Below are 21,380 nucleotides of genomic sequence, written 5' to 3' on the forward strand. Positions count from 1 at the left end.
ATACGCGAGCCCAAAGCGGCCGTTAGCGGTCGCGCTATTTATTAAGGAAGCGGGCCATTTGCCCCCATGAACTCCATCGGTTGAATTATGTCCGAGTCGAACGAAAACACTGTCGAACACCCAGAAGAGACCACGCAGGAGAGCGCTGAAGCCGCTGAGGTGGATACCACCGAAGAGGAGCTTTCAGGTGACGTGGAAAATCAAGAGGATGGAGTAGAAGGCGCCGAAGCTGCGGGAGAAGATGAGGAAGAAGAGGATACACGTCCTCGTCGTCCGGTCGTGAACGTGGCATCCGAGCTTTTGAGGCTCTCAGAACTCGCCACTCGATATCCAGAGATTGGTCCAATCGTGGCGCAATTGGCCATGAAGACCGGCTTTAGAGATATCGGTGAGCGACTGATGCGCGCTGGATTCGATGCCGAAGAACGTGGGATCGAGTACTTCTCATTAGCAGCAGACCTCGCACGTAAAGAAAAGCGTCCAACAGACGCCGTTAAATATGCGATCAAGGCTGTCAAAGAGGCAGTGAGCAGCGAAGAGCTCGGACAAGAGGAGGCGAATCGCCTTCCTCACGTGCTCCGCATCGCATTCTCAGCGCTGATGTTCGACCTTGAGGACCTCAACGCGATTCCAGAATTCGCGGAAGTCTTGAACGAGGACCTGCCTAAGCTCGCTCCGAAGTTTGCGGACGATGCGTTCTTCCACACAATCTGGGCTCAAGCGGCTTGGTTTCAGGACAAGGCACGTTCGGAGGAGATTTGGGAAAAGGCCACCGAGCTCAACGATCCTGAGTCTACCTGGAACGCGCGAGGCACGTGGTATAAAGAGGCTGAGAAGAATGTCCAGATGGCCAAGGACGCGTATCGTCGCGGGCTGAAGCGCACAGGTGCTAGCGCCTTGCTTGCGCACAATCTGGCTCAGATATTCATGGATGAGGCAGCAGGAGAGGGTATTGAGCCACAGAAAGCTCATGAACTTTTGGAAGAAGCTGACCGGCAAATGCGTCGAGGCCTTCGCCTTAATATGCGTCGGGGACTTCGGCGTCATATGCAAGCGACCATGGATCGTCTGGTGCAGCAGCGCCGCGCACTGCCAAAGGTCGAAGTCGAGCCTCCGAAAGAGGGCGAGACCGTGAAAGGTCGTGTTCGGTCGATCACACATTTCGGCGCTTTCCTTTCGCTTCCGGGTGGTCTGCAAGGGCTTTTGCACAACTCAGAGATTGCCCACGAGCACGTCAAGCACGCTGGCGATTTCATGAAGGTTGGCGATGATGTGGAAGTGAAGGTCATTGAAGTGGCCACGCATCAAGACGGTAAGCCGAAAATCGGATTCTCTCGTAAAGCGTTGCTTGCAGCTCCCGAGAGAAAAGAGGATTCGGGAGAACGAGCCCCGCGAAAGCCTCGTCCCAACAACAACCGACGAGATTCCGGTAGCGATAATCGCAACAACGGTGGGCGAAACAACCAGAACAACTCGTCCAAGGGCGGCGGCCGAAATCAAAAGAGCTCAAACCGAGGTCCGGGCCCGAAGCGCTCACATACTGAGGAGCCAAACGCGGACACCAACCTCGGTAGTCTCGGCGAGCTTCTCCTTCACAAACTTGAAGAAGCGAAGAAAGACAAATGAGCAAAGTTCTATCGGAGTTGGTTAGCCTTCTGAGTCTCGAGAAGATCGAGGAGAACCTCTTCCGCGGACAAAGCCAAGACCTAGGTTGGGGGCGCGTCTATGGGGGACAGGTGCTTGGGCAGGCCTTGAGTGCGGCCGCTCAGACCGTTTCTGACGAGCGCCACGTTCACTCGCTTCATGCCTATTTCCTGAGACCAGGAAAGGTGGATAGGCCCATCGTTTACGATGTAGACCGAATACGAGATGGTGGATCATTTACCACCCGTCGAGTGGTCGCCATTCAGGATGGAAAGGCTATCTTTCACGTTTCCGCATCTTTTCAATCAAGAGAGCCGGGCTTTGAGCATCAGGACGCCATGCCTGAAGGTGTGCCATCACCTGAGAGTCTTCTCTCTGACGCAGAAATTATGGATGAACACGCGGCCAAGATTCCTAAGAAGATTCTAGAGCAGCGTTTGGCCGACCGCCCATTTGAGGTGCGATTGGTTGATGAGCCGCGCGACCCCATCAGCCCTGAGCCAAGTGCGCCCGAGCGTATGCTCTGGTTTAAGACGGTTGATAAGTTGCCGGATGACCCCGCTCTTCATCATTATCTTTTGGCGTACGCCTCCGATTATAGCTTCATGACCACGGCGCTTAAGCCTCACGGTGTTGCGTGGCTAACTCCTGGGATGCAGGTCGCGAGTCTGGACCACGTCATGTGGTTTCATCAACCTTTCAGGGTCGATGAGTGGCTCTTGCACGTTGTGCATTCACCAGCCGCATCGTCTGCGCGTGGTCTGGTTAGAGGTAGCGTCTATACGCGTGACGGTGTGCTCGTTGCGTCTACGGCTCAAGAGGGGCTCATCCGTCCGCGCGACCCTATCGTCTTGGAGTGAAGATGGAAGCGAAGACACATCTGGGTATCAATGCTGGGCTAGTAGGCGAAGTCGTGGAGCTCAGTGAGGGTGGGGCCGAATGCCGGCTTGAAACCCTTGAAACCATGTCAGCTGATGCACACGGACTTGTACACGGAGGGTTCGTTTTTGGCCTCGCAGACTACGCAGCGATGCTTGCCGTGAATCATCCCAACGTGGTGCTCGGCGCAGCCGAAAGCCGCTTCCTCGCACCCGTGAAGGTGGGGGAGTCGGTCGTCGCTCGCGCAAAAGTGGTGGAGGAGAAAGGAAAAAAACGCATCGTGGAATGCGATGCGTTTGTTTCAGACCGTCATGTTTTTGCGGCGACTTTCACCGCATTCGTGCTCGAGAAGCACGTGCTCGACTAGAATTCTTCGACGTCGAACTCAAACATATTGGATTTAGAAGCGGCGATGACCTTCACCAGAGAATCCATCTCTGGAAGGATCACGTCCATGTACCACTTGACCGTCTTGAGCTTTGTGGAGCTTTGTGGCGATGGGTTGTCGAGTGCGTATCGTGCCTGGTGCGTCAGCGCAAAGCCGATGGCCACGAGTCCAAATAGACGGAGGTAGTTGGTGGCTACTGCGCCAGCAACTTCACGGTCTTCCATCGCTTGGCCTGCAAGCTCCATCGTCACGCCCGTGAGAACTTTGGAAGCGTTCTTAAGCGGTCCGATAAACGGAGCCATGTTCTCGTCTTCTTTGTTTTCGCGAATGAGCGTGGTGACTCGGTTGGCGAAGTTTTGCATCAGTCGGCCGCCGTGCATCGGAAGTTTACGACCAACCAGGTCGAGACCTTGAATGTGGTTGGTACCCTCGTAAATCATCGCAATACGCTCGTCGCGAAGGTACTGCTCGATGTTCCAATCCGCGGTGTAGCCGGCTCCACCGCATACCTGCATGGCTTCCGAGATGTTCAAGAAGCCACGCTCGGAGAAGAATGCTTTCACGATTGGGGTCAACAGCGCGACCATGTCTTCCGCTTCTTCTCTGACCTTCTCGTCGGGGTGGTAGACGCTGACATCGTGCTCGATAGAGACGAACGTCGCGAGGGCTCGCATGCCTTCATTCGTGGCCTTGATGTTGAGCAACATCCGGCGAACGTCGGCGTGCACGAGAATATTATCGGCTGGTGCATTCGGATCCGACTTCGACGAGTCAAGAGCACGGCTTTGCTTGCGATCCTTGGCGAAGGCGAGGGCGGTCTGGTAGCTGATTTCGGAAAGTGCGATGCCTTCGAAACCAACGTGCAAACGTGCCACGTTCATCATTGTGAACATCGACCGCATGCCTTTGTTTGGCTCACCGAAAAGGTATCCGGTCGCACCTTCGAGCTCGATGACGCAGGTCGGTGACGCGTGGATGCCCATCTTGTGCTCAAGGCCCGAGCAGTAGACCTGATTGCGCTCACCGTCGATGAACTTCGGCACCACGAATGTACTGATGCCCTTGATGCCTTCTGGGGCATCAGGAAGGCGTGCAAGGACAAGGTGGATGATGTTCGACGTCATGTCGTGTTCACCGTAGGTGATCCAGATCTTGGTTCCCGTGAGTTTGTAGGAGCCGTCCTCTTGGGGCTCAGCTTTAGTGGTGATCAGACCAAGGTCTGTTCCGCACTGAGGCTCGGTCAAGCACATGGTGCCGGACCATTCACCCGTGATGAGCTTTGGCAAATACTCTTGCTTTTGCTCCTCGGTTGCGTGGGCGACCAGAGCTTCGATCAGGCCACGGGTCAATCCGCTGCACATCGTAAAGCTCTTGTTGGTCGCTGTTGCGATTTCCGAGATCAGCGAGCCGAACGTCTCTGGTGCTCCACCTCCGCCGTACTCGAGCGGGCCAGTGATGCTCATCATGCCGTTGTCGACCAGAGTCTGGTAGGCCTCTTTGAAGCCTGTGGCCGTGGTGACTTCATAAGTTTCGGGGTCCCATTTCACGCCTTCTTTGTCTCCGATCTTATTGAGAGGCATGGTCTCTTTCGTGAGAACGTCAGCGCTGCTCTCGAGGAGAGCTTGCATCGTTTCGATGTCGTAATCTTGGTACTTTTCGAGTGATGCCACACGCTCTTGGTATTTGAAGGTACGCAAGGCGAACATCTGATCTTGAAGGGGGGCGCGATAGTATTCCATGTTGGTCCTCTCTCTAGGAGTATTTGATTGTGAATGAATATTCATTCACGCAGAAAATGTCAATTCTCTGAAAACGGCTCGGGGCCGAGTTAGGGTCGATCAAAAGACCTCGCCCGCAATTAGGATGCTAAAAAAGGGAGAAGGTGACGGTCATCAGGGCCAAATTGCACGCGATTTGCGATCAAAGAATTTTTTCAACGTTCGCGAGGTCGCGCACCATATTCTTTTGATGGGCCTCGACCGTACCACCGCCGATCTCAAGCAGTTTTGCGTCTCTCCAAAGTCTTTCGACCTTGTACTCCGAGACGTAACCGTAGCCACCGAGGACCTGGATCGCCCGATCGGCCACGTTCTTTGCCATGGTGGAACAGTAGAGTTTGACGCCGTCTGAGTCCGATCGACTTCCGTAGTCTTCGAGCTTCAATGAGTTAGCCACCTGATAGACGTAAGAGCGCCCGGCCATGTACTCCGCATAAGAGTCCGCAATATGGCGTTGAATCTGGCCGAAGTGGTTCAGGCTCTTTCCGAAGGATTTTCGGTCTTGCGCGTATTGATTCATGATCTCGATACAACGCCGAGCGATCCCGAGGCTCATGGCGGCCAATGCTACGCGCTCGATCGCGAGGTTGCGCATCATGCTACGGACAGCGCCTCCCTCTTTGCCCACAAGGTTTGCGTGAGGGACGTGGACGTTCTCAAAGACCAGTTCCGCGGTGGTGGACGCTCTCATGCCGAGCTTTCCGTGGATCTTTTGGCCCAGTGAGAAACCCTCCATGCCCTTTTCCACGAGCACCAATGAGATAGCGCGGTTGGCGACCTCGTCGTCCTTGGCGTAGACGAGGAAGACATCACCGAGCTCGTTATCCGCCACTGCTCCGTTGGTGATCCACATCTTTTGGCCGCTGAGGCGGTATCCGCCATCCGCTTTGGAGAGCACGCTACCCATGCCCATAACGTCTGTTCCGGCGTCAGGTTCAGACATGCACATGCCTCCGACCTTTTTGCCCGAACAGACGTCAGGAAGGAGCCGCTTTTTCTGCTCCTCATTGCCGTTTACGGCGAGGTTGTTGACGAAGAGCATGCTGTGAGCGAGGTAGGCCAGGCAAAAGCCTGGGTCGGCCGCTGAGAGCTCCTCGTGAGCGATAACCGCCGCAGTCGCATCCATTCCAGAGCCCCCATATTCTTCGGGCGTCGTAATCCCAAGCAAACCCAGCTCGCCGAGCTTGTTGAAGAGGGGACGGTTGAAGGCCTCGCGCTTGTCGTGGTCCTCGGCCTGAGGATCTACTTCCTTTTCTGTAAAGGAGCGGACCATCTCGCGAAGTGCTTTGTGTTCTTCAGAAGGATTGAAAATATCGACCATGATTGCATCCGGGGTGGTGAAATGCCCGTAGGTTAGACATTGAGTCTAAGGGATGCAATCAGGGAAATGAATGGTGCGTCAGTTTCGGACGACTAGTTTTGAGCTTCTCTCAATTGCTCGTCGATCTTCTTGATCGTATTTCGGCACGCTTCGAGCTCAGAATCCGGGATCGTCTTGTAGAGGTCATCTCTCACCGGCGTCATAGCTTGATCAAATTGGTCGTGTATTTTCCGACCTTTTTTAGTCAAAGTGACGATGTGCTTTCGGCCGTCATTCGGGTCATCTTCGCGCTGTACCCAGCCTTTAGCCTCAAGTTGGCCCAGAATCCTTGTGATATTTGGACGGTCATTGAAGCCATCATCAAGGAGGTCGGTTTGCGTCATCGGCTCACCATTCCTCAACTTGTTCATGGTAAACCACTGCTCCGGCGTGATGTCGAAGCCGTTGTTTGCAGCGGTTTGGAGGAAATTCTTTCGCATGCGCCGATAGACAAGATAGATGTCGTAACCGATGGTGTCTGCGATATTGAACGGTGTTTTGGTGGCCATGGAGCTCTCTTTACGTATTTCGTAGGTCGCGAATTTTGTAAGGCCGGCGCACCCTAGAAAATCGTTCATGCGACGTCAACCCATTGAAATTGACAAAGTTTTGACGGTTCTAGAAAAGCGATTCGCTAAGTCGCCGTGCGAAGTCGCGGCTCATTGCGTCAGAAGATAACGCAGATTCGAATTCTGCGAAATCATCAGAAACACGATCTGCCCACGCAAAAATTGCGCCATTGATGGTCTGCCATTTTTCCATTTCTTGTGGATCCTCGGAAACAAGCGGCAGAACGAGGGCATCCAGTGCCGCGACTGAGCCGCGAATCAGCCCGTCTTCCTGAAAGTTTTTACGCGCGGAAGAAAACGAGTCGGCGAGTTTTGGCAGCAACTCTTGTACTTCCAAAGAAATTATCTGTGCTTGGTCGAGTATTTGCCGGGTTCGAATCGGGCCTTCCTCAAAAAACTTCGCAGTGGTCTTGATCGGCTCTTCTGGGAAAGCTGCCACCATCAAAGCGATCGAATTGGCTTCAAATCGTATTCCCGTCCACGCGGCATAGATTCTCTTGAGACGCCGGTTGTTCTCGACCGCTTCTTGAACCCACGTCAGTAGGTCGTTGGCGATCTCCTTAGCCTCGATCATCCTGGCTGAGAGTCTCGACTTTGCATCGTCAAGGCGCTCCTCGGTCATCTGAGCGACGATGAGAGGGGATTCCGTCTTGACGGTGTTTGCCACATAAAGGGTGAGTCCCAAGAGGCCGACTAGGAGCACACAAGTGAGCACCAGAGCCGCTACGAGTCCGCGCTGTTGTTGTTCGGATAAGTTCAAGGGGTGGCTCGTTTAAAGGATAGAGAGCAAGTTCGCGTGATCGTCGGTCCATATCGTATCGAGCCTCGGGCACTCGGTCCAACGATCATCCAGATTTGCGAGATTCTGTGGGTCTCGCGACACGATTACAAAAGAGGAGGTCATGGCGAACTCTTGAATCCGCAATTGCTTTGGCGGCCTGAATGTCTGGGCTCTGCATGCAACCCTGGCGTCGTGCGCCAGCGCTCCAACGAGCTCTCGGATGTTGAGGTATCTGTTGGACACGTGAAAGACCACGGCTCCCGCGTCAGAGACGCGGCTCATGTAGAGTTGCAGCGCCTCGCGGGTCATCAGGTGTGTTGGGACTGAGTCGGAGTTGTAGGCGTCTAGGAATAGAAGTTGAAAGTGTTCGATGGGTTCTTTCTCGATGAGATGGCGTCCATCTCCAATCTTGACCGTGCAATTCTTGGAGCAGTCTTTGAGATACGAGAAATGAGCGCGAGCGATCGCCTCTACCAGTGGGTCTATCTCGTAGAAGGTAAATGGCCGTTCTTCGCTCGCGTAAGCCGCCATGGCGCCGATTCCCAATCCAAGTACGCCGACGCGTGTTTCTGAGTCCGGCGCGAACGCTTTCAATATCTGGCCTACGGGACCTTCGGGGTGGTGGTAAGCCACTGGGAGCTTTGGCCGGTCGAGGAGTTGGGCTCCGTGTGCCGTGGTCCCGTGGCTAAACCGCCGAACAATGCCTTGAGGGCTTGGTCGGTCAAAGACTTTGTAGGCGCCATAAAAGCTCCGCTGAGCCGCGACTTCCCCTTTGGTGGTTGTGAGTTGGAAACATGCTACGAGCCCGAGTATGGCCAGCGCTGGAGCGTATGCCTTGGGCTTGAAGTAGGTCGAGGCGGCGAGAAGGACCAGTACTGGAATTGCGATCCAAGCTCGCTGAGGGACGAAGAAGGAAGCCTGGAAAAGGAGCAGAACCCCAGAGGCTGCGACTAGGACGGGGGCGGCGAACTGCCATGGGTCCTGGGTCAACGCGTCCGGTTTCCGCAAGGAGGTCGTGGGCATAAGCGCACAAGAGATCGCGAGAATAAACCAGTACTCAATGGCTCGAGTGAATATCGCTGGGCCGATAAACGCGTTGAAGAATCCTCCAAGTGCGCCACCTATCGAGGTCAAAAGGAAAAATTCGGTTAGCCAGCGAGGATCTGGCCGCGAGTTGGCCAATTCAGCATGAAGTGTCCAAGAGATCAGAAAAAACACGATCAGGTGAGCGACGAGCCGTGTCTCCATCGGGATTCCCATCCAATGGGTCGCAAAGAGCGCGATGGCCATCGCGGGAAGAGCACGTTTCATGCCGTTAGAAGGCTTCCAAACCCGGTTCGAGAACGCGAGGACAAAGGTGAGCAAATAGAGTCCGAGTGGGAGCACCCAAAGCAGGGGAACGGCCGCTAAGTCGGTAGAAATATAGTGTGTGAGGCCGAGCAGAAGGCTCGAGGGAATCGCCGAAAAGAGAACCCACTTAGCCCGCAATAGGATTGTGGGTTGATGCGCTTTTTGAGTGGATACACTGAGCTCTTGAATGATGAGCGTTGGCTTTGAGAGTGCCACAACTCCCGCGACGAGGAGGGCGAACACCCAGAACCCAGCCGTCCAGATTTGATTTTGAAGTCGAAGCCCGAAGAAGGGTTCGATCAGGAAGGGGTAGGCCATCAGGCCTACAAAACTGCCTGCATTGCTCGCCGCATAGAGAAAGTAAGGGTCCTTTGCCTGGGAATGACGGGTGCGTGAAAGCCAGCTCTGCAACGTAGGGGAAGTCGCGCTCAAGAGTATGAATGAGGGTGCGACGTGCAGGGTCAGGACTTTGAGTAGCCAAAGCGTGGGTTCGTCGGTGTCGGGGGCGAGTTCGAAGATCTCAAACGGAAGGAATATGGCCGCGAGTATCAGCGCAACGAGTTGAATGGCCATCCAGTGCGTGGATCGCAAGAAACGCGCGAAGGTGTGGGCCACGATGTACCCAACCAGAAGCGCGACCTGAAAGAAGAGCATAGACGCAGTCCAGACGCCGGCGCTTCCACCCAGTTTGGGCAAGAGGATATGGGCCACCATGGGTTGCAAGGTGAAGAGAAGAAGAGCCCCGAGAGCCATGGTGAGCGTGTAGAGGGCGGTCATCGAATAAAGATCAGGCCTTGCCGACTGTTTAGCTCGCCGCCCACACAGTCTTCATAGAAGGTGTTGAAACCTTGAGGAAAAAGTCCGTAGGGGACAAATTCAGGAACGTCACGAAAGAAGAAATGGTCCGTGACTGTGTTCTGGCCGGTCTGGTTAAGCATCGAGACGTTGTTGCACGTTCCTGCCGTGGGGACCACGGATACGGCGCACACAGTACTTTGGCAGCTGCTCCAGAAATCGGCTGGGGCTGCGATGCGATAAGCTCTATCGCCGACAGAGTTTCCGGCGCCCTGGGCCGCGACGAGTATCTCGGTGAACGGAAAATCGACGAGTCCGAGGGAGTACGGAGCGGCCATATTGTCCAGGGAGCCGGCTTGAGAGCGCCACCCAAAACTTCCTGAGCCGCCGGCCGCCGAGCGGCCGATCAGCATCCATGCCCCTGAGTCGAATTCCATTTCGCACCAGACCTCATGATCTTGTCCAGCGTGACGGATCGTGTGAGCCCCTGTGGATTCGCCACGCTCGCGTAGCTCGGCACAAGACGTAGCCGGCGGCAAAGGCATGTCGGGAACGGACACCATATCCTCCTCGGGACTCATGTCGGGAGATCCCGTGTCTTCCTCGCCGATGTCCGGAGCGGGTTGGGCCATATCACCGAGGTCAGGCACAGAATCGGCCATGTCTTCATCGCAGACCCAGCCTTCGGATTTAAGCTGGCACCGTCGGTCGGACTCGATGCTGTGGTCACAACCCACAAGGAAGAGTAGAAAAATTAGGCGCTGCATGGTCTTGGTCTTAAGCTATTTGATGGAATTAGGCAAAGTGTGACGCCATGGATAACAAGGAGTACGCAAAAATTCTGGAGGAGATCGCCACCCTGACGCGCGTGGTAGGCGATAGCTTCTTCCGGGTTCGTGCCTTTTCGCGCGCGGCACGTTTGATCGAGGACTTGTCGCAGCCCGTGGATGAACTCGTGGACGCGCGGCGACTCGACCTGATCGATGGAATCGGCGAGTCGATCGAAGAAGAATTGGTCATGATTCGCATGACTGGGTCGAGCCCGAGGCATCAAGAACTCTTGGACCGAATCGGGCGAGACGTGATGGAGCTTTGGGAGATTCCGGGACTTGGTATCAAGCGAATCCAGCTTCTCTATCAGGAGTACGGGATCGCGAGTGTCGCCAAACTCAAAGAGGCGATTCTAGCGAACAAGTTGCTCAACGCCCCACACTTTGGCCCTTCAATTCAAGACAAGCTTCTAGACGAGATCTCTGGCTGGGAAAGAGGGCGTGGTCGACGCTACCCGCTGCCCGAAGCCAAGGCCCTGGCCGAGTCGCTTCGCCTTCAAATTCTGGAGAATCCCGACGTCAAACGCGCGGAGATTGGTGGGTCGATCCGGCGAGGCAAAGAGACGATTGGGGATATCGACATTCTTGTGACGTCGAGTCACGCGGCTGCTGTTTCGAGCTGGTTTCGCGGACTGCCCGAAGTGATCGAGGTGATTCAGGAGGGCGATACTCGAAGCAGTGTGCGCGTGACCAACGAGATACAGTGCGACCTTCGAATTCTAGACGAACATCTTTTCGGGGCCGGTCTGCACTATTTTACCGGGTCTAAAGACCATCATATCCAGATGCGTTTGAGGTCAAAGAAGCTTGGGCTGAAGATTAGCGAGAAGGGAGTCACGCTCTACGACGATAAGAGTGAGACTCCGATTGGGCCGATGGATACGGAAGAAGAGGTGTTTGCCGCGGTCGGAATGCAGTACGTGCCGCCGGAAATTCGGATGGGTAAAGACGAGATTCGACTCGGTGAAGCGCACTCCATTCCTAAACTTGTTGAGCGCTCCGATTTGACCTGTGACCCTCATGTCTTCACGGATTTGAGTCTTGGGAGGCAGGCGCCCGGGGAGTTTTTTGAGGCGTGCCTCGCAGCTGGGTATTCAACTGTGGTGCTGGCAGAGAAGGGGACATTGAGTGGAAAGGGAGTCCGACCGGGAGATTTTGAAAACTACCTGGCTCGCGTCAGGAAACTTGATGAGAGTTTTGCGGAGCTCAAGGTAGTGGCAGGCCTAGATGTGGAGATTCTGGAGAATGGACTCTTGGACTTCGACCTCCGACTCCTCGCGAAGCTCGATTGGGTCGTCGCTCGAATGGGTAAAGAGGTCTCGGATGAAGCCGAGGAAAACACCCAGCGCGTGATGTGGGGCATTGAGACCGGTCTGGTCTCTTGTCTTGCACATCCGACTGGCCGCCATCTAGGCGTTGATAGCGGATATCCACTTTATTTTGATGAGGTGCTCGCCTGTGCCCGAGACTTTGGGACGGCGCTCGAGATGAGCGGGAATCCCCAAGAGCTAGACCTCAACGCGGTGCTTGCACGCAAAGCAAGAGAAGCGGGCGTGGATTTGGTCGTAGCATCTGGTGCCGGACACGTCATGGGTCTAAGCCAGGTCGAATACGCGCTGCAGCAGGCGAGACGCGCGTGGTTAGAACCCAAGGACATCTTGAATACCCTGCCTTTTAGGGAGATGGTAGGACGTACACGGGTACTACTGAATCGATGAGTAAGACGTGAAAGAGACACTGGCTGCACTGCACGAAGCAATTGATCAGGCCATCAAGAAGGGAGCCGGACTAGAAATTCTAGAGAATTTCACTGCCGAGAGCTCGGCAGACTGGCTGGTCCAGCTTCAAGTTCTGATGTTTTCCAATGTTGACCATGAACTGACTTCGGCGGCGCGGCAGAAATTTGAAGAGATTGCGCAGCTTCGTGGATTACGTTCGTGGGAATTAGCGGATCGTATCGTGCCAAACTGCGGTCTGGGCCAGTGGTATGGCACCGAGGATCCCTTTGAAATCAGATTAAACGCGGCCCTTGACCCGGTGTTCGTCAACAAGAGTGGGCAGGTGAGGGAACTGACGCCTGCCGAGGCAGAGCTTTGTCAGAAGGACCTCGTTACGCTTGTGGACGCCCTACCTACACAAATCTTGCGTCTGGAGGCGGCTCTCGTTGAGGAGCAACGGTGGCGAAAGGCAAACTGGGAGTCATTTTTTCTGGGCCACCCATTGCTTGCGAGGCTTTCGCAGCGGCTGGTTTGGGGAGCGTATGCCGAATCGGGACGGCTTCGTCACATTTTCAGGGTTGATGAGGAGTTTGAACTTCTGGATGTGGAGGACGAACCTTTCAACCTCGAGGAACCCTTGCAAGTAGGACTCTTGCATCCGCTCCACGCCCAAGAGCAGGAACTCTCAACATGGAGTGAGGTTCTTTCGGATTACGAGATAGTCACACTCGTCCCGCAGTTGGACAGGCCGAAGTTCAGCTATCCACCTCCGCTCTCGAAGTCTACCGAACTCAAAGTCGAGTTTAGTGAGCCTGTCGAACACACGCGTTTGCACGCATGGTTTATGGCCCGTGGATGGTCAAAGTCTCAATCTTATTATGGAGATGTGCTCGTTCGGATGTTCAGGACGGCCGATACCAAAGTCACACTCAGGCTCAAACAAAACGGTGAGAATGTTGTGAATATCGGCGCAAAATTTGAGCGATTTCTCGGACATCCCCGCTCACCCTTTATGCTCAGGGATGTCAGGCCTGTGGTGATCAGCGAAGTGATTTCTGAGCTTCAATCGGCCACGAGTGCTTGAGCCTTTTCGCGCATCATGTCGAAGGCGTCTTGAATCAGCTCGGCTCGCTGGCCTGGCAGATGAGAGTTCTCGCTCAAGTGCCTGCGCCAAACTCTGGCTCCGGGCAGCCCATGAAAAAGGTGGAGCAGATGACGCGTAATCGCAGGAAGTCTCTCGCCCTGCTCGACTTCCACGCGAGTGTACTCGACCATCTTCTGGATCAAATCGGGAGCAGATATCTTTTCGGTTTCTTGACTGTAGAAGAGGGAATCCACATCAGAAAATAGCCATGGGTTGTCGTAGGCGGCCCTTCCGATCATGACGGCGTCTACGTGCTCGAGGTGTTCCTGAATGTCCTCAATGGTCCTGACGCCTCCGTTGATCTCCACAACTAGGTGCGGGAGTTCTTCTTTTAGCTTCCAGACCTCCGAGTATCTCAACGGTGGAATCTCACGATTCTCCTTGGGGCTCAGACCCTGAAGCCATGCCTTTCTCGCGTGCACCGAGAATCTATCCGCTCCAGACTCCGCGACAATCTCCACAAAGCGCTTCATATGGTCGTAGGAGTCGATCTCGTCGATTCCGATTCGGTGTTTCACAGTGACCGGGATGCTGACGCGGTTTTTCATCTCTCGGACAAGCGATGCAACAAGTTCAGGCTGGGCCATCAGACAGGCACCAAAGTTCCCGTTCTTGACGCGATCACTAGGGCAGCCCACGTTGATGTTGACTTCGTCGTAGCCCCATTCTTCCCCGATTTGTGCGGCCTCGGCCATCGCATCGGGCGAGTCACCGCCAAGTTGCAAGCTTATAGGGTGCTCGGATGAGTGGAAATTGAGGTGTCGCGGTTTATCGCCGTGGAGAATCGCGTTTGCCGTCACCATCTCGGTGTAGAGCAGTGTTCGAGACGTAATCAGGCGCATCAGATAGCGAAAATGGCGGTCCGTGCGGTCCATCATCGGCGCTATGCTTATTGGATGTTCAAACTTCATGGGTACGGGAACGAGGGGCCGTCTTGGCGCCCCGCTTTTTTCTGTTCGGGTTCAGACCACGGGCAGTGTCTACATCCGCTTCCGCAGCATTTGCCACGATTGCGAAGGTACACAGACGTTAAGACCCAAAGGCCACTTTCAGGGTCCTCATACATGGCTTCCTCGCGGATGCAAGCCTGGATATGGGCTTCGAGGGCCTTTGGAGTAGGTTTGAGGGTAGGTTTAGCCACGGAAAAGGCTCACGCTTCGGTGATATCTCGAATCTTTGACTCGCCACGATCTACCCGAAACTTACGCGCGGATTGAATCTCGGAGCGAGGGTCGAAGACATCGTCTAGATGCCAAAACTCAGCCTCGCAAGAGTCTCTCGTAAATTGGATCCGATAATACCCATTCTTTGTGGCTTCAACCCAACGAATGTGGGGGTTGAGAGATTGGAGTCGCTCGACGAGGGTAGGGGGAAGACTTTCCAGTCCTTGAGAAGAAATGGCCGGGGTTACGAATTCCACAGCTCGTGCTCCGGCTGAGGTTTCGGGGTTGTAAATCTCGGGGTCGACAGGCTCGATGGTGAGTTCGTTGGCCCATGAGGTGTGAATATCGCCCGTGAGTACCACGACATCCTCAACCGAATTGGTTTCGATGTGATTCAGGAGGCGTTCGCGAACGCGCGCATAACCGTCCCATTGGTCTCCATTGATGAAGACCTCGTTGGGTGGCAGTCCTAGTCGGAAATGAGCCATCATCACCTGTTGACCGAGCACCTTCCAAACGGCGTTGCTCTGAGTGAGGTTGTCGAGGAGCCATTCCTCTTGATCTTCACCTAGTAGCTGACGTTCCTCGCGCGCGACCTCGCCAGGCGTAGCAAAAGGTGGTGCTTGTTCCCGGCCCCAAAGTCTCGTGTCGAGCATAAGAAGATCAACGAGATCGCCGAACTGGAATTGCCGCCAGATACGGCCTGGCTCACGCTCACGTATCGGGAGCCACTCAAAGTAGGCTTGGAGGCCTGCGGCCTTCCTATCGGCCCAAGAACCCTGTTCTTCGCTGTGATTATCCGCGCCATCCTTCCACGAGTTATTCGCCGTTTCGTGGTCGTCCCAGACGGCGATGAACGGATGGTTTTGATGCACTGCCTGAAGGTCGCGGTCCGAGCGATACTGGGCGTAGCGCGTTCGATAATCGTTCAGGGAGACAATATCGTAGCGGGGGAAGGGGTCGCGTTCCGGCGTAGCGCCAGTGCCACCGCCATATTCGTAGATATAGTCGCCGAGGTGCAAAACACCGAAAATATCGTCGCGTTCAGCGATCTTTCGATACGCGCGGAAAAAACCGCGCGCCATGTTGGAGCACGAAGTGACGGCGAGTGCGACTTCATCGGTCTCAAGTGGAATAGTTCGTGTGCGGCCGATGATGGATTGGCGTCCCATTGCGAAGAACCTGTAGTAGTAGGTTTGGCCGGGCCCGAGCCCCATCACATCTACTTTCAAGGTCCAATCGGCGGACTGCCTCGCTTGCGCCCAGTCGGCGGCAACTCGATTCTCGAAATCTTGGTCTGTGGCCATTTCCCAAAACACTTGGACCGGCCCAAGATCCGAAGGCGTTACACGAGTCCAAATGATTACAGCGTCCGTTGTTGGATCTCCACTAGCGACGCCGTGAGAAAACGTTCGGGGAGGGCCTAGAGGGCCGTCGTACTGATAGGTTGGGAGCGGCTCAAAATCCGTGTCGGAACACGAAAATGTAAACATCGGTAACGAGGCACCAACGAGGGCTCCAGTCTTCAAAAACGAACGTCGATCCATGGATTATATCTTCACGAATGGGGTTTTATTTTGTCGGGCAAACCTTCATTCGCCGCATCCTATCATTGATAAATGCACGTTGCTCGGGTTTGAAATCTTTCGAAAGGGAAATCGCATCTTTGGTGGTCACTTTCGCGAAGTCCACGATGCTATCGCTCGCCTTGTTCACCCGGCCTTTGATTTCGGAGACTTCGGGCTTGTGTTTGACCCATTCGGTGAGGATTGCTCCGGTGTTCGAATGCTGCGCCTTGAGCATGATGTTGGCACGGGACTCGGTCGTCTCAACCATTTGCCAGACTTTCTTCTTTTGTGGAGCATCGGCGTCGATCTTCAGGAGTACGTAGTCGATGGCGCGTCTTGCGAGGAAAGGCGTTTCGAATGGCTCAAAGGGCTCGTGCATCGCGTCTTTGATCTTTTGGCGTTGCTCGGTGGTGAACATACGATGAATGTTCATCGTGACATCCATGAGCTTCCAAGCGTAGACCATGTTTACGCGCTGAAGGTCGTCAATATGGGCAAAAACGACGGGCACTTTGGGGTCTGGTAGGATGAGTTCGTCGATGATCTTGGATGAGGTGGCTTCTCGAAACTTAACAAGTTTTTTGCGCTCAGGTTTGAGGCTTTCACGCTCTTTGAACACGTTCTCGCGCTGCATTTCATACGCGTCTGCGGCGTCCAGCCATCCGTGAATGCGTTCATCGAACTTTTTTGATCGTTCGTTGAAATCTCTCGGTTCCCGGCATTCACCGCTTTCACAAGCCTGCAAAAATCCACAAACCAAGAGAAGAAGCCCCATGAGTTTTATGTTGCGCGCCATCAATTCTCCTGCTCTTGCAGGCTATTAACCATAAACTTACGGTTTTGATTCCGAAGCTCTTGATTCGGTGCCTCGCTTTGCGAGCGCGTTGATGTTCTTGACGCGTTTGGACACGATGCCAGCCAGTTTCAAGGTGGCCATAAAAGAGCCCTTTCCACGCTCGATAAGGGCGTCTGCCAACTCTTGAAGTTGCTCGTCGGCAGGAATCCACCACGGATCGGGAGCGCTCGACTTATCAATGAAAAGGGTCCTTGGCCGCGTAAAGACGTGATAGGCCCACTGGCTTGACGCGACCCCAGTGCCCGTCTCTTTAACCCCGGTCCACGGTAGATGGGTCATGGTGCCGGTGATCGCATGGTTGTTCACCAAAGCGACTCCGACATGGAGTCTCTTGGCTAAAGCCTTTCCCTTTTTGATATCACGCGTCCAAACCGATCCATTGAGCCCATACGGGGAATCGTTGGCGAGTTTGACCGCTTCGTCTTCGTTCTTGACTCGGATGATCGCTAGTACGGGGCCGAATGTTTCTTCCTTGGCCACGAGCATGTCGGGCGTGCATCGATCGATGAGGGTTGGTTTCCATCCGTATCCGTCTCCCGTTGGACCACCTTCGCATACGATGGTTGCGCCTTTTTGAGAGGCGTCTTTGACGTGGGCGTCCACGATGTCGAACTGCGCAGGGTTCTGGATTGGGCCAAGCTCACTGAAGGTCTGGTTTGGGCCGTTAACCCTGAGGTTGGAGAAAATTGCACCGAGCAGGGCAACGAACTCGTCTGCGATCGAATCTTCCACAAAAACCCGCTCAATCGCCGCACAATTGTGTCCACAGTTATGGACCGACCATTGTGCAATTCCGAGAGCCGTTCGTTGGAGATCACAATCCGAGAGTACAATAGCGGCGTCTTTACCCCCGAGCTCGGCAGAAATTGGAATCAAGAGTTCCCCCGCACGAGCGCTAACTTTCCTGCCGGTCGCAACACTCCCGGTAAACGTCAACGCATCGATCCCAGACTCCACGAGCTTTGCTCCGACCTCGCCTGAGCCCTGAACCAGGGTAACGACATCTTTGGGCAAGACTTTTTGACATGCATCCCAAAGCCAGGCTCCAGTTCTTGGCGTGTATTCGCTCGGCTTGATGACCACGGTGTTTCCCGCCAAGAGTGCGGGGAAGAGGTGCTTCCAGAAATTTCCGAGCGGGTAGTTCCACGGGGCGATGATGGCTACGACACCTCTCGGTAGAAGCTCCACAGTAGCGGATTTGCCGGGGTACTCGATTTTGGAGATTGGCATCTTCTTTGGCCGTAGCGTATCTCTTGCGACCTTGATGTGGGTTTGCACGGCCGCGGGCAGTGAAACCAGTTCACTCATCGTGCACTCGAGCTCTGAACGTCCGGTCTCCATGGACATGATCTTGGCGGCATCTTGGTGATGTTCGAGAATGAACTTGGCCAGATCTGTCAGGTGCCGCGCACGCGTTTCCAGCGGTAGCTCCGACCATGCTTTCTGAGCTTGTCGCGCGCGAGCGACATGCGCTTCTATCTCGGACAACGGAGTTGATTCCGTCGGGTCCAGCGGTGTGCCGTCGCTCGGATTGATTGAGCCTGGGACATAATCAGGTTGCATGAATGGTTCCTTTTATTCGCGTGAGCGGTCGTTTTCTTCGCATGTCGCACTAGTTAGACGGTTGCAAAGAGTAGAATCAAGTGAAAGATGGACAAAACTGTTGTGGAGATGGCGCCAATGATCGATTTGAGAAGTGATACCGTGACTCGCCCGAGTGCTGAGATGAGAAGGGCGATGGCGGATGCACCGGTCGGGGACGATGTCTTTGGGGATGATCCCACGGTCAACAAGCTCGAAGACGTAGCAGCGCAAATGTTGGGGATGGATTCGGCGGTCTTCGTGCCTTCGGGTACTCAAGCCAATTTGATCGCGCTTATGACCCATTGCCAGCGTGGCGATGAATATATCGTCGGGCAAAGCGCCCATACCTATAAGTACGAAGGGGGAGGCGCGGCTGTGTTGGGGAGTATTCAACCCCAACCCATCGATGCTGAGGCTGACGGGACTCTGTCTTTGGAGCTTGTGAAGTCCAAAATCAAACCAGACGATCCGCATTTCGCCCGGACTCGACTCCTCGCCCTTGAGAACACGACCGACGGGAAGTGCCTGCCGCTCGATTATTTGGCGCAAGCGAGGCGGTTTGTGAATGAACACCAATTGGCGTTGCACCTCGATGGCGCGAGGGTCTTCAATGCGGCGGTGGGTAGCGGCGTAGATGTGAGAGAGATCTCAAGACATTTTGACTCGGTATCTGTCTGTCTTTCAAAGGGGCTCGGCGCGCCGGTAGGCAGCGTCCTTTGCGGAGGTCAGGCGTTTATCCAGCAGGCGAGGCGCTGGCGCAAGATGTTGGGCGGCGGCATGCGACAAGCCGGAATCATAGCGGCCGCAGGGCTCTTCGCTCTCGAAAACAATGTCAAAAGGCTAAGCGACGACCATGAAAACGCTGAATTCCTAGCGACGGGTTTGCAGGGGTTGCAAGGTGTGGATGTGGTTGCATGTTCAACGAATATGGTCTTCTTGGACTACCAGTGCGATTTTTCTCGTTGGGAATCCCATCTTGAGGAGGCTGGCATCTTAGCAAAGGTCGGGAAAAGAACTCGATTGGTCACACATTTAGACGTGAGCCGAGACGATATTGAGCACGTTATCAACGCGCACCGTGAATTTTTTGGTGAGTGCCCTTGATGGGATTCGAACCCATACTGGACGGATTTTAAGTCCGCTGCCTCTACCGGTTGGGCTACAAGGGCGTGCGGCCTTATACGCGACACATCCGAAGTCGACAAGCCTTGGAAAATGATCTGGCACCACCTTATGGGTTGAACTCATGGGCAATGCGCGTGAGAATGCAGCGTACCTAAGCGAAATGGACAACATGAATAGAAGTATTGCGGCTCTTATCGCGCTTTTGCTGGTATTTCCCGTCTCAGCGTCTGCTTTCATCGTCACGTCGGACGGCTCGGATGTAAACGTGCGCGGGGCGAATATGGCCATTCTCCACGGTGGGGATGAGCAAACCTTGATCATGTCGGTCGATATCGAAGTTGAGACGGACTCCGAGGTTGTGTGGATCCTACCGCTTCCAGCACCTCCATCACGCGTTGAACGTGCCGGGGACATGCTCTGGAGCGAGATTACGAGTTCGATGCAAGTCAGCCGTCTTGCGCCTCCGAAGTCCCGAGGTGAAACGGCAGAAGACGATGAAGTGGAAGGACGCGTTATCGAAGGGGCAGATGTTTCAATCGTGTCGTTTCCAAATCAGGGAGAGGATGCGCGATCAAAGCTCATCGAAGACGTCGGGGAGGAGGCGAAGAAGCTGCCATTGAGTTTCTACTCCGATCAAAATTGGACCTTTGTGCGCATGAAGTGGACTGCAAAGGCGGGCCGTCAGCGCACAGCGCCGCTAGTTTTTGATTTCAAGACCCCGTTTGCGGTGGCGCCAGTGCGTTCTCTGGCTTCGGACAAGGGGACAGATATCTCAATCTATCAGTTCTTGGGGGCTGCACCTGTAGAGGACCACTATTTGGATGCGTTCAGCAAAGGCGGGCAGGTTGCCAAGGACCGTAGGAAGTCATCTGGCTGGGCGATTCTTAGTGAAGAGTGGATGATGGGTAGAACGGTTTTCTTTGCTCGAGATTTGAAGCTCTTGGTTCGAAATCATTACACCGCGAGATTCTCGGAAGAGGGGCGTGGCTACTTTCAGGCTGTTATTTTTGACGGACTCGACAAGAAGAAGGTCCGCAATTGGAAGGAAGATTTGCTTTTTGCCGATCGCGGAACGTCAATGAAAGTCGAGAGTGTGGAGCAGGCTGCGATTGAGGAGGCCGACATCGAGGACACGCCAGAAGCCGCTGAAGGCGAGGCGCCCGTGGAACAAGAGCCGGCGGCGGAGGCACCCGCGGAAGGGGCAGAAGAGGTCAATGATGCGGAATCTGGAGGGGAAGAAGCACCGATGGATTGGACATTGATTCTAGGTGTGAGCGTGCTGATTGTGGTAGGCGGACTTGTTGGCATGATTCAGCTGATGAGGATGCGATGAGAATTATTGTTTTGGTACTACTCTTCTGTTTTTCGGCTCCTGTTTTCGCACAGGTCGATGTTCGTCCAATCCCAGGAATGAAAGATGGGATTGACCCTCGCGAACACAAAAAGATCAAGATGATCGAGTCGATGCAGAAGCGAAAGGCTAATAGAGACGACCTGGTCGAGCATCGACGCGAAAAGCTTCGCCGTGTCAGGTCCCCCGAGGCACAAGCCCAGACGAAAGAGATCTACCAAAAACATTATCGAAACTTGGCCAGAATTGTTCGGTTGGGAGAAATCGCTAAGAAGACCGGCAATAGAGAACTCGCCAAAGACGCCAGACGCTTGATGGGCATGGAGAATAAGCGCCACGAAATTGCGCTTCGCCGTGCGAAGTCGCCTTCAAAGCCCGCCACGGGGTCAGAGGCGCAAAAAGATTCCGGCCCCGACGCTGAGCCATCGAGCGCACCTTGACGCTGCAAAATTTGGCGTGATAGCTTCCGCGCGCCCTCGTGGGACCATTGGCACGAG

Annotated in this window: 19 protein-coding genes and 1 tRNA gene; 8 read left to right on the forward strand and 12 right to left on the reverse strand. The window is 54.5% G+C overall.

Annotated features, from left to right (window positions below; genetic code table 11):
• Positions 1 to 87 precede the first annotated feature (87 nt).
• From FRD01_RS23445 to FRD01_RS23455, 3 genes are read left to right on the forward strand one after another with little or no spacing between them, the layout of a single operon-like run.
• The gene (locus tag FRD01_RS23445; protein WP_146963553.1) at positions 88 to 1,626 is read left to right on the forward strand and encodes a S1 RNA-binding domain-containing protein; all 1,539 of its coding nucleotides are present in this window, start codon (positions 88 to 90) and stop codon (positions 1,624 to 1,626) included.
• Positions 1,623 to 2,504, forward strand: coding sequence for an acyl-CoA thioesterase II (gene tesB, locus FRD01_RS23450; RefSeq protein ID WP_146963555.1), 882 nt, complete (start codon positions 1,623 to 1,625; stop codon positions 2,502 to 2,504). Before FRD01_RS23445 ends, tesB begins: the two co-directional genes overlap by 4 nt.
• A gap of 2 nt (positions 2,505 to 2,506) precedes the next feature.
• On the forward strand, positions 2,507 to 2,890 hold the full coding sequence (locus FRD01_RS23455) for a hotdog domain-containing protein (RefSeq protein ID WP_146963557.1): 384 nt from the start codon (positions 2,507 to 2,509) through the stop codon (positions 2,888 to 2,890).
• Here the strand turns inward: FRD01_RS23455 and FRD01_RS23460 are convergent.
• From FRD01_RS23460 to FRD01_RS23485, 6 genes are all read right to left on the reverse strand, one after another.
• Positions 2,887 to 4,650 (reverse strand): acyl-CoA dehydrogenase C-terminal domain-containing protein, encoded by a 1,764-nt coding sequence (locus tag FRD01_RS23460; protein WP_146963559.1) that lies wholly within the window; start codon positions 4,648 to 4,650, stop codon positions 2,887 to 2,889. The two genes, FRD01_RS23455 and FRD01_RS23460, sit on opposite strands and share 4 nt — an antisense overlap.
• 181 nt (positions 4,651 to 4,831) lie before the next feature.
• The gene (locus FRD01_RS23465; protein WP_146963561.1) at positions 4,832 to 6,010 is read right to left on the reverse strand and encodes an acyl-CoA dehydrogenase family protein; all 1,179 of its coding nucleotides are present in this window, start codon (positions 6,008 to 6,010) and stop codon (positions 4,832 to 4,834) included.
• 92 nt (positions 6,011 to 6,102) lie between these two features.
• Positions 6,103 to 6,627 (reverse strand): MarR family winged helix-turn-helix transcriptional regulator, encoded by a 525-nt coding sequence (locus tag FRD01_RS23470; protein WP_146963563.1) that lies wholly within the window; start codon positions 6,625 to 6,627, stop codon positions 6,103 to 6,105.
• Between the two features lie 40 nt (positions 6,628 to 6,667).
• Positions 6,668 to 7,378, reverse strand: a complete 711-nt coding sequence (locus tag FRD01_RS23475) for a hypothetical protein (protein WP_146963565.1) — start codon at positions 7,376 to 7,378, stop codon at positions 6,668 to 6,670.
• Positions 7,379 to 7,390: 12 nt separating this feature from the next.
• Positions 7,391 to 9,526 (reverse strand): fused MFS/spermidine synthase, encoded by a 2,136-nt coding sequence (locus FRD01_RS23480; RefSeq protein WP_146963566.1) that lies wholly within the window; start codon positions 9,524 to 9,526, stop codon positions 7,391 to 7,393.
• Positions 9,523 to 10,311, reverse strand: coding sequence for a fibrinogen C-terminal domain-containing protein (locus FRD01_RS23485; RefSeq protein ID WP_146963568.1), 789 nt, complete (start codon positions 10,309 to 10,311; stop codon positions 9,523 to 9,525). Before FRD01_RS23485 ends, FRD01_RS23480 begins: the two co-directional genes overlap by 4 nt.
• Positions 10,312 to 10,358: 47 nt before the next feature.
• Here FRD01_RS23485 and FRD01_RS23490 point away from each other — a divergent pair, with 47 nt between their 5' ends.
• A complete protein-coding gene (locus tag FRD01_RS23490; RefSeq protein WP_146963570.1) occupies positions 10,359 to 12,092 on the forward strand; it encodes a hypothetical protein in 1,734 nt (577 codons plus the stop codon).
• A gap of 7 nt (positions 12,093 to 12,099) precedes the next feature.
• Positions 12,100 to 13,176, forward strand: a complete 1,077-nt coding sequence (locus FRD01_RS23495) for a DUF4132 domain-containing protein (protein ID WP_146963572.1) — start codon at positions 12,100 to 12,102, stop codon at positions 13,174 to 13,176.
• Here the strand turns inward: FRD01_RS23495 and dusA are convergent.
• From dusA to FRD01_RS23515, 5 genes are read right to left on the reverse strand one after another with little or no spacing between them, the layout of a single operon-like run.
• Positions 13,155 to 14,147 carry a tRNA dihydrouridine(20/20a) synthase DusA gene (gene dusA / locus FRD01_RS23500; RefSeq protein ID WP_146963574.1) on the reverse strand — a complete coding sequence of 331 codons (993 nt, stop codon included), beginning with the start codon at positions 14,145 to 14,147 and terminating at the stop codon, positions 13,155 to 13,157. The genes FRD01_RS23495 and dusA overlap by 22 nt on opposite strands.
• On the reverse strand, positions 14,144 to 14,377 hold the full coding sequence (locus FRD01_RS24950) for a C1orf53 family protein (protein WP_347341862.1): 234 nt from the start codon (positions 14,375 to 14,377) through the stop codon (positions 14,144 to 14,146). The genes dusA and FRD01_RS24950 overlap by 4 nt, the downstream gene beginning before the upstream one ends.
• 9 nt (positions 14,378 to 14,386) lie before the next feature.
• Positions 14,387 to 15,946, reverse strand: coding sequence for an alkaline phosphatase D family protein (locus tag FRD01_RS23505; protein ID WP_146963576.1), 1,560 nt, complete (start codon positions 15,944 to 15,946; stop codon positions 14,387 to 14,389).
• Positions 15,947 to 15,971: 25 nt separating this feature from the next.
• Positions 15,972 to 16,763 carry a hypothetical protein gene (locus FRD01_RS23510; protein ID WP_146963578.1) on the reverse strand — a complete coding sequence of 264 codons (792 nt, stop codon included), beginning with the start codon at positions 16,761 to 16,763 and terminating at the stop codon, positions 15,972 to 15,974.
• A gap of 36 nt (positions 16,764 to 16,799) precedes the next feature.
• Positions 16,800 to 18,386, reverse strand: coding sequence for an aldehyde dehydrogenase family protein (locus FRD01_RS23515; RefSeq protein ID WP_146963580.1), 1,587 nt, complete (start codon positions 18,384 to 18,386; stop codon positions 16,800 to 16,802).
• A 117-nt stretch (positions 18,387 to 18,503) separates the two neighbouring features.
• On the opposite strand from FRD01_RS23515, the gene ltaE reads away from it, so the two are divergent.
• Entirely contained in the window at positions 18,504 to 19,511 is a 1,008-nt protein-coding gene (ltaE, locus tag FRD01_RS23520) for a low-specificity L-threonine aldolase (RefSeq protein WP_146963582.1), read from the forward strand.
• On the opposite strand, the gene FRD01_RS23525 is transcribed toward ltaE, so the two are convergent.
• Positions 19,503 to 19,576: transfer RNA gene (locus FRD01_RS23525), tRNA-Leu, on the reverse strand. The genes ltaE and FRD01_RS23525 overlap by 9 nt on opposite strands.
• 125 nt (positions 19,577 to 19,701) lie before the next feature.
• On the opposite strand from FRD01_RS23525, the gene FRD01_RS23530 reads away from it, so the two are divergent.
• Both FRD01_RS23530 and FRD01_RS23535 read left to right on the forward strand, forming a co-directional pair.
• The gene (locus FRD01_RS23530; RefSeq protein WP_146963584.1) at positions 19,702 to 20,865 is read left to right on the forward strand and encodes a hypothetical protein; all 1,164 of its coding nucleotides are present in this window, start codon (positions 19,702 to 19,704) and stop codon (positions 20,863 to 20,865) included.
• Entirely contained in the window at positions 20,862 to 21,323 is a 462-nt protein-coding gene (locus tag FRD01_RS23535; protein WP_146963586.1) for a hypothetical protein, read from the forward strand. The genes FRD01_RS23530 and FRD01_RS23535 overlap by 4 nt, the downstream gene beginning before the upstream one ends.
• Positions 21,324 to 21,380 lie beyond the last annotated feature (57 nt).

It is taken from the genome of Microvenator marinus, assembly GCF_007993755.1.
GTDB classification, from domain to species: Bacteria; Myxococcota_A; Bradymonadia; order Bradymonadales; family Bradymonadaceae; genus Allomicrovenator; species Allomicrovenator marinus.

Coding starts and splice junctions, on each gene's coding strand:
- FRD01_RS23445 (WP_146963553.1), top strand. CDS start 88: ATGTCCGAGTCGAACGAAAACACTGTCGAACACCCAGAAGAGACCACG.
- FRD01_RS23505 (WP_146963576.1), bottom strand. CDS start 15,946: ATGGATCGACGTTCGTTTTTGAAGACTGGAGCCCTCGTTGGTGCCTCG.
- FRD01_RS23515 (WP_146963580.1), bottom strand. CDS start 18,386: ATGCAACCTGATTATGTCCCAGGCTCAATCAATCCGAGCGACGGCACA.
- FRD01_RS23490 (WP_146963570.1), top strand. CDS start 10,359: ATGGATAACAAGGAGTACGCAAAAATTCTGGAGGAGATCGCCACCCTG.
- ltaE (WP_146963582.1), top strand. CDS start 18,504: ATGATCGATTTGAGAAGTGATACCGTGACTCGCCCGAGTGCTGAGATG.
- FRD01_RS23470 (WP_146963563.1), bottom strand. CDS start 6,627: ATGAACGATTTTCTAGGGTGCGCCGGCCTTACAAAATTCGCGACCTAC.
- FRD01_RS23530 (WP_146963584.1), top strand. CDS start 19,702: ATGAATAGAAGTATTGCGGCTCTTATCGCGCTTTTGCTGGTATTTCCC.
- FRD01_RS23510 (WP_146963578.1), bottom strand. CDS start 16,763: ATGGCGCGCAACATAAAACTCATGGGGCTTCTTCTCTTGGTTTGTGGA.
- FRD01_RS23460 (WP_146963559.1), bottom strand. CDS start 4,650: ATGGAATACTATCGCGCCCCCCTTCAAGATCAGATGTTCGCCTTGCGT.
- dusA (WP_146963574.1), bottom strand. CDS start 14,147: ATGAAGTTTGAACATCCAATAAGCATAGCGCCGATGATGGACCGCACG.
- FRD01_RS23485 (WP_146963568.1), bottom strand. CDS start 10,311: ATGCAGCGCCTAATTTTTCTACTCTTCCTTGTGGGTTGTGACCACAGC.
- FRD01_RS23480 (WP_146963566.1), bottom strand. CDS start 9,526: ATGACCGCCCTCTACACGCTCACCATGGCTCTCGGGGCTCTTCTTCTC.
- FRD01_RS23455 (WP_146963557.1), top strand. CDS start 2,507: ATGGAAGCGAAGACACATCTGGGTATCAATGCTGGGCTAGTAGGCGAA.
- FRD01_RS23465 (WP_146963561.1), bottom strand. CDS start 6,010: ATGGTCGATATTTTCAATCCTTCTGAAGAACACAAAGCACTTCGCGAG.
- tesB (WP_146963555.1), top strand. CDS start 1,623: ATGAGCAAAGTTCTATCGGAGTTGGTTAGCCTTCTGAGTCTCGAGAAG.
- FRD01_RS23535 (WP_146963586.1), top strand. CDS start 20,862: ATGAGAATTATTGTTTTGGTACTACTCTTCTGTTTTTCGGCTCCTGTT.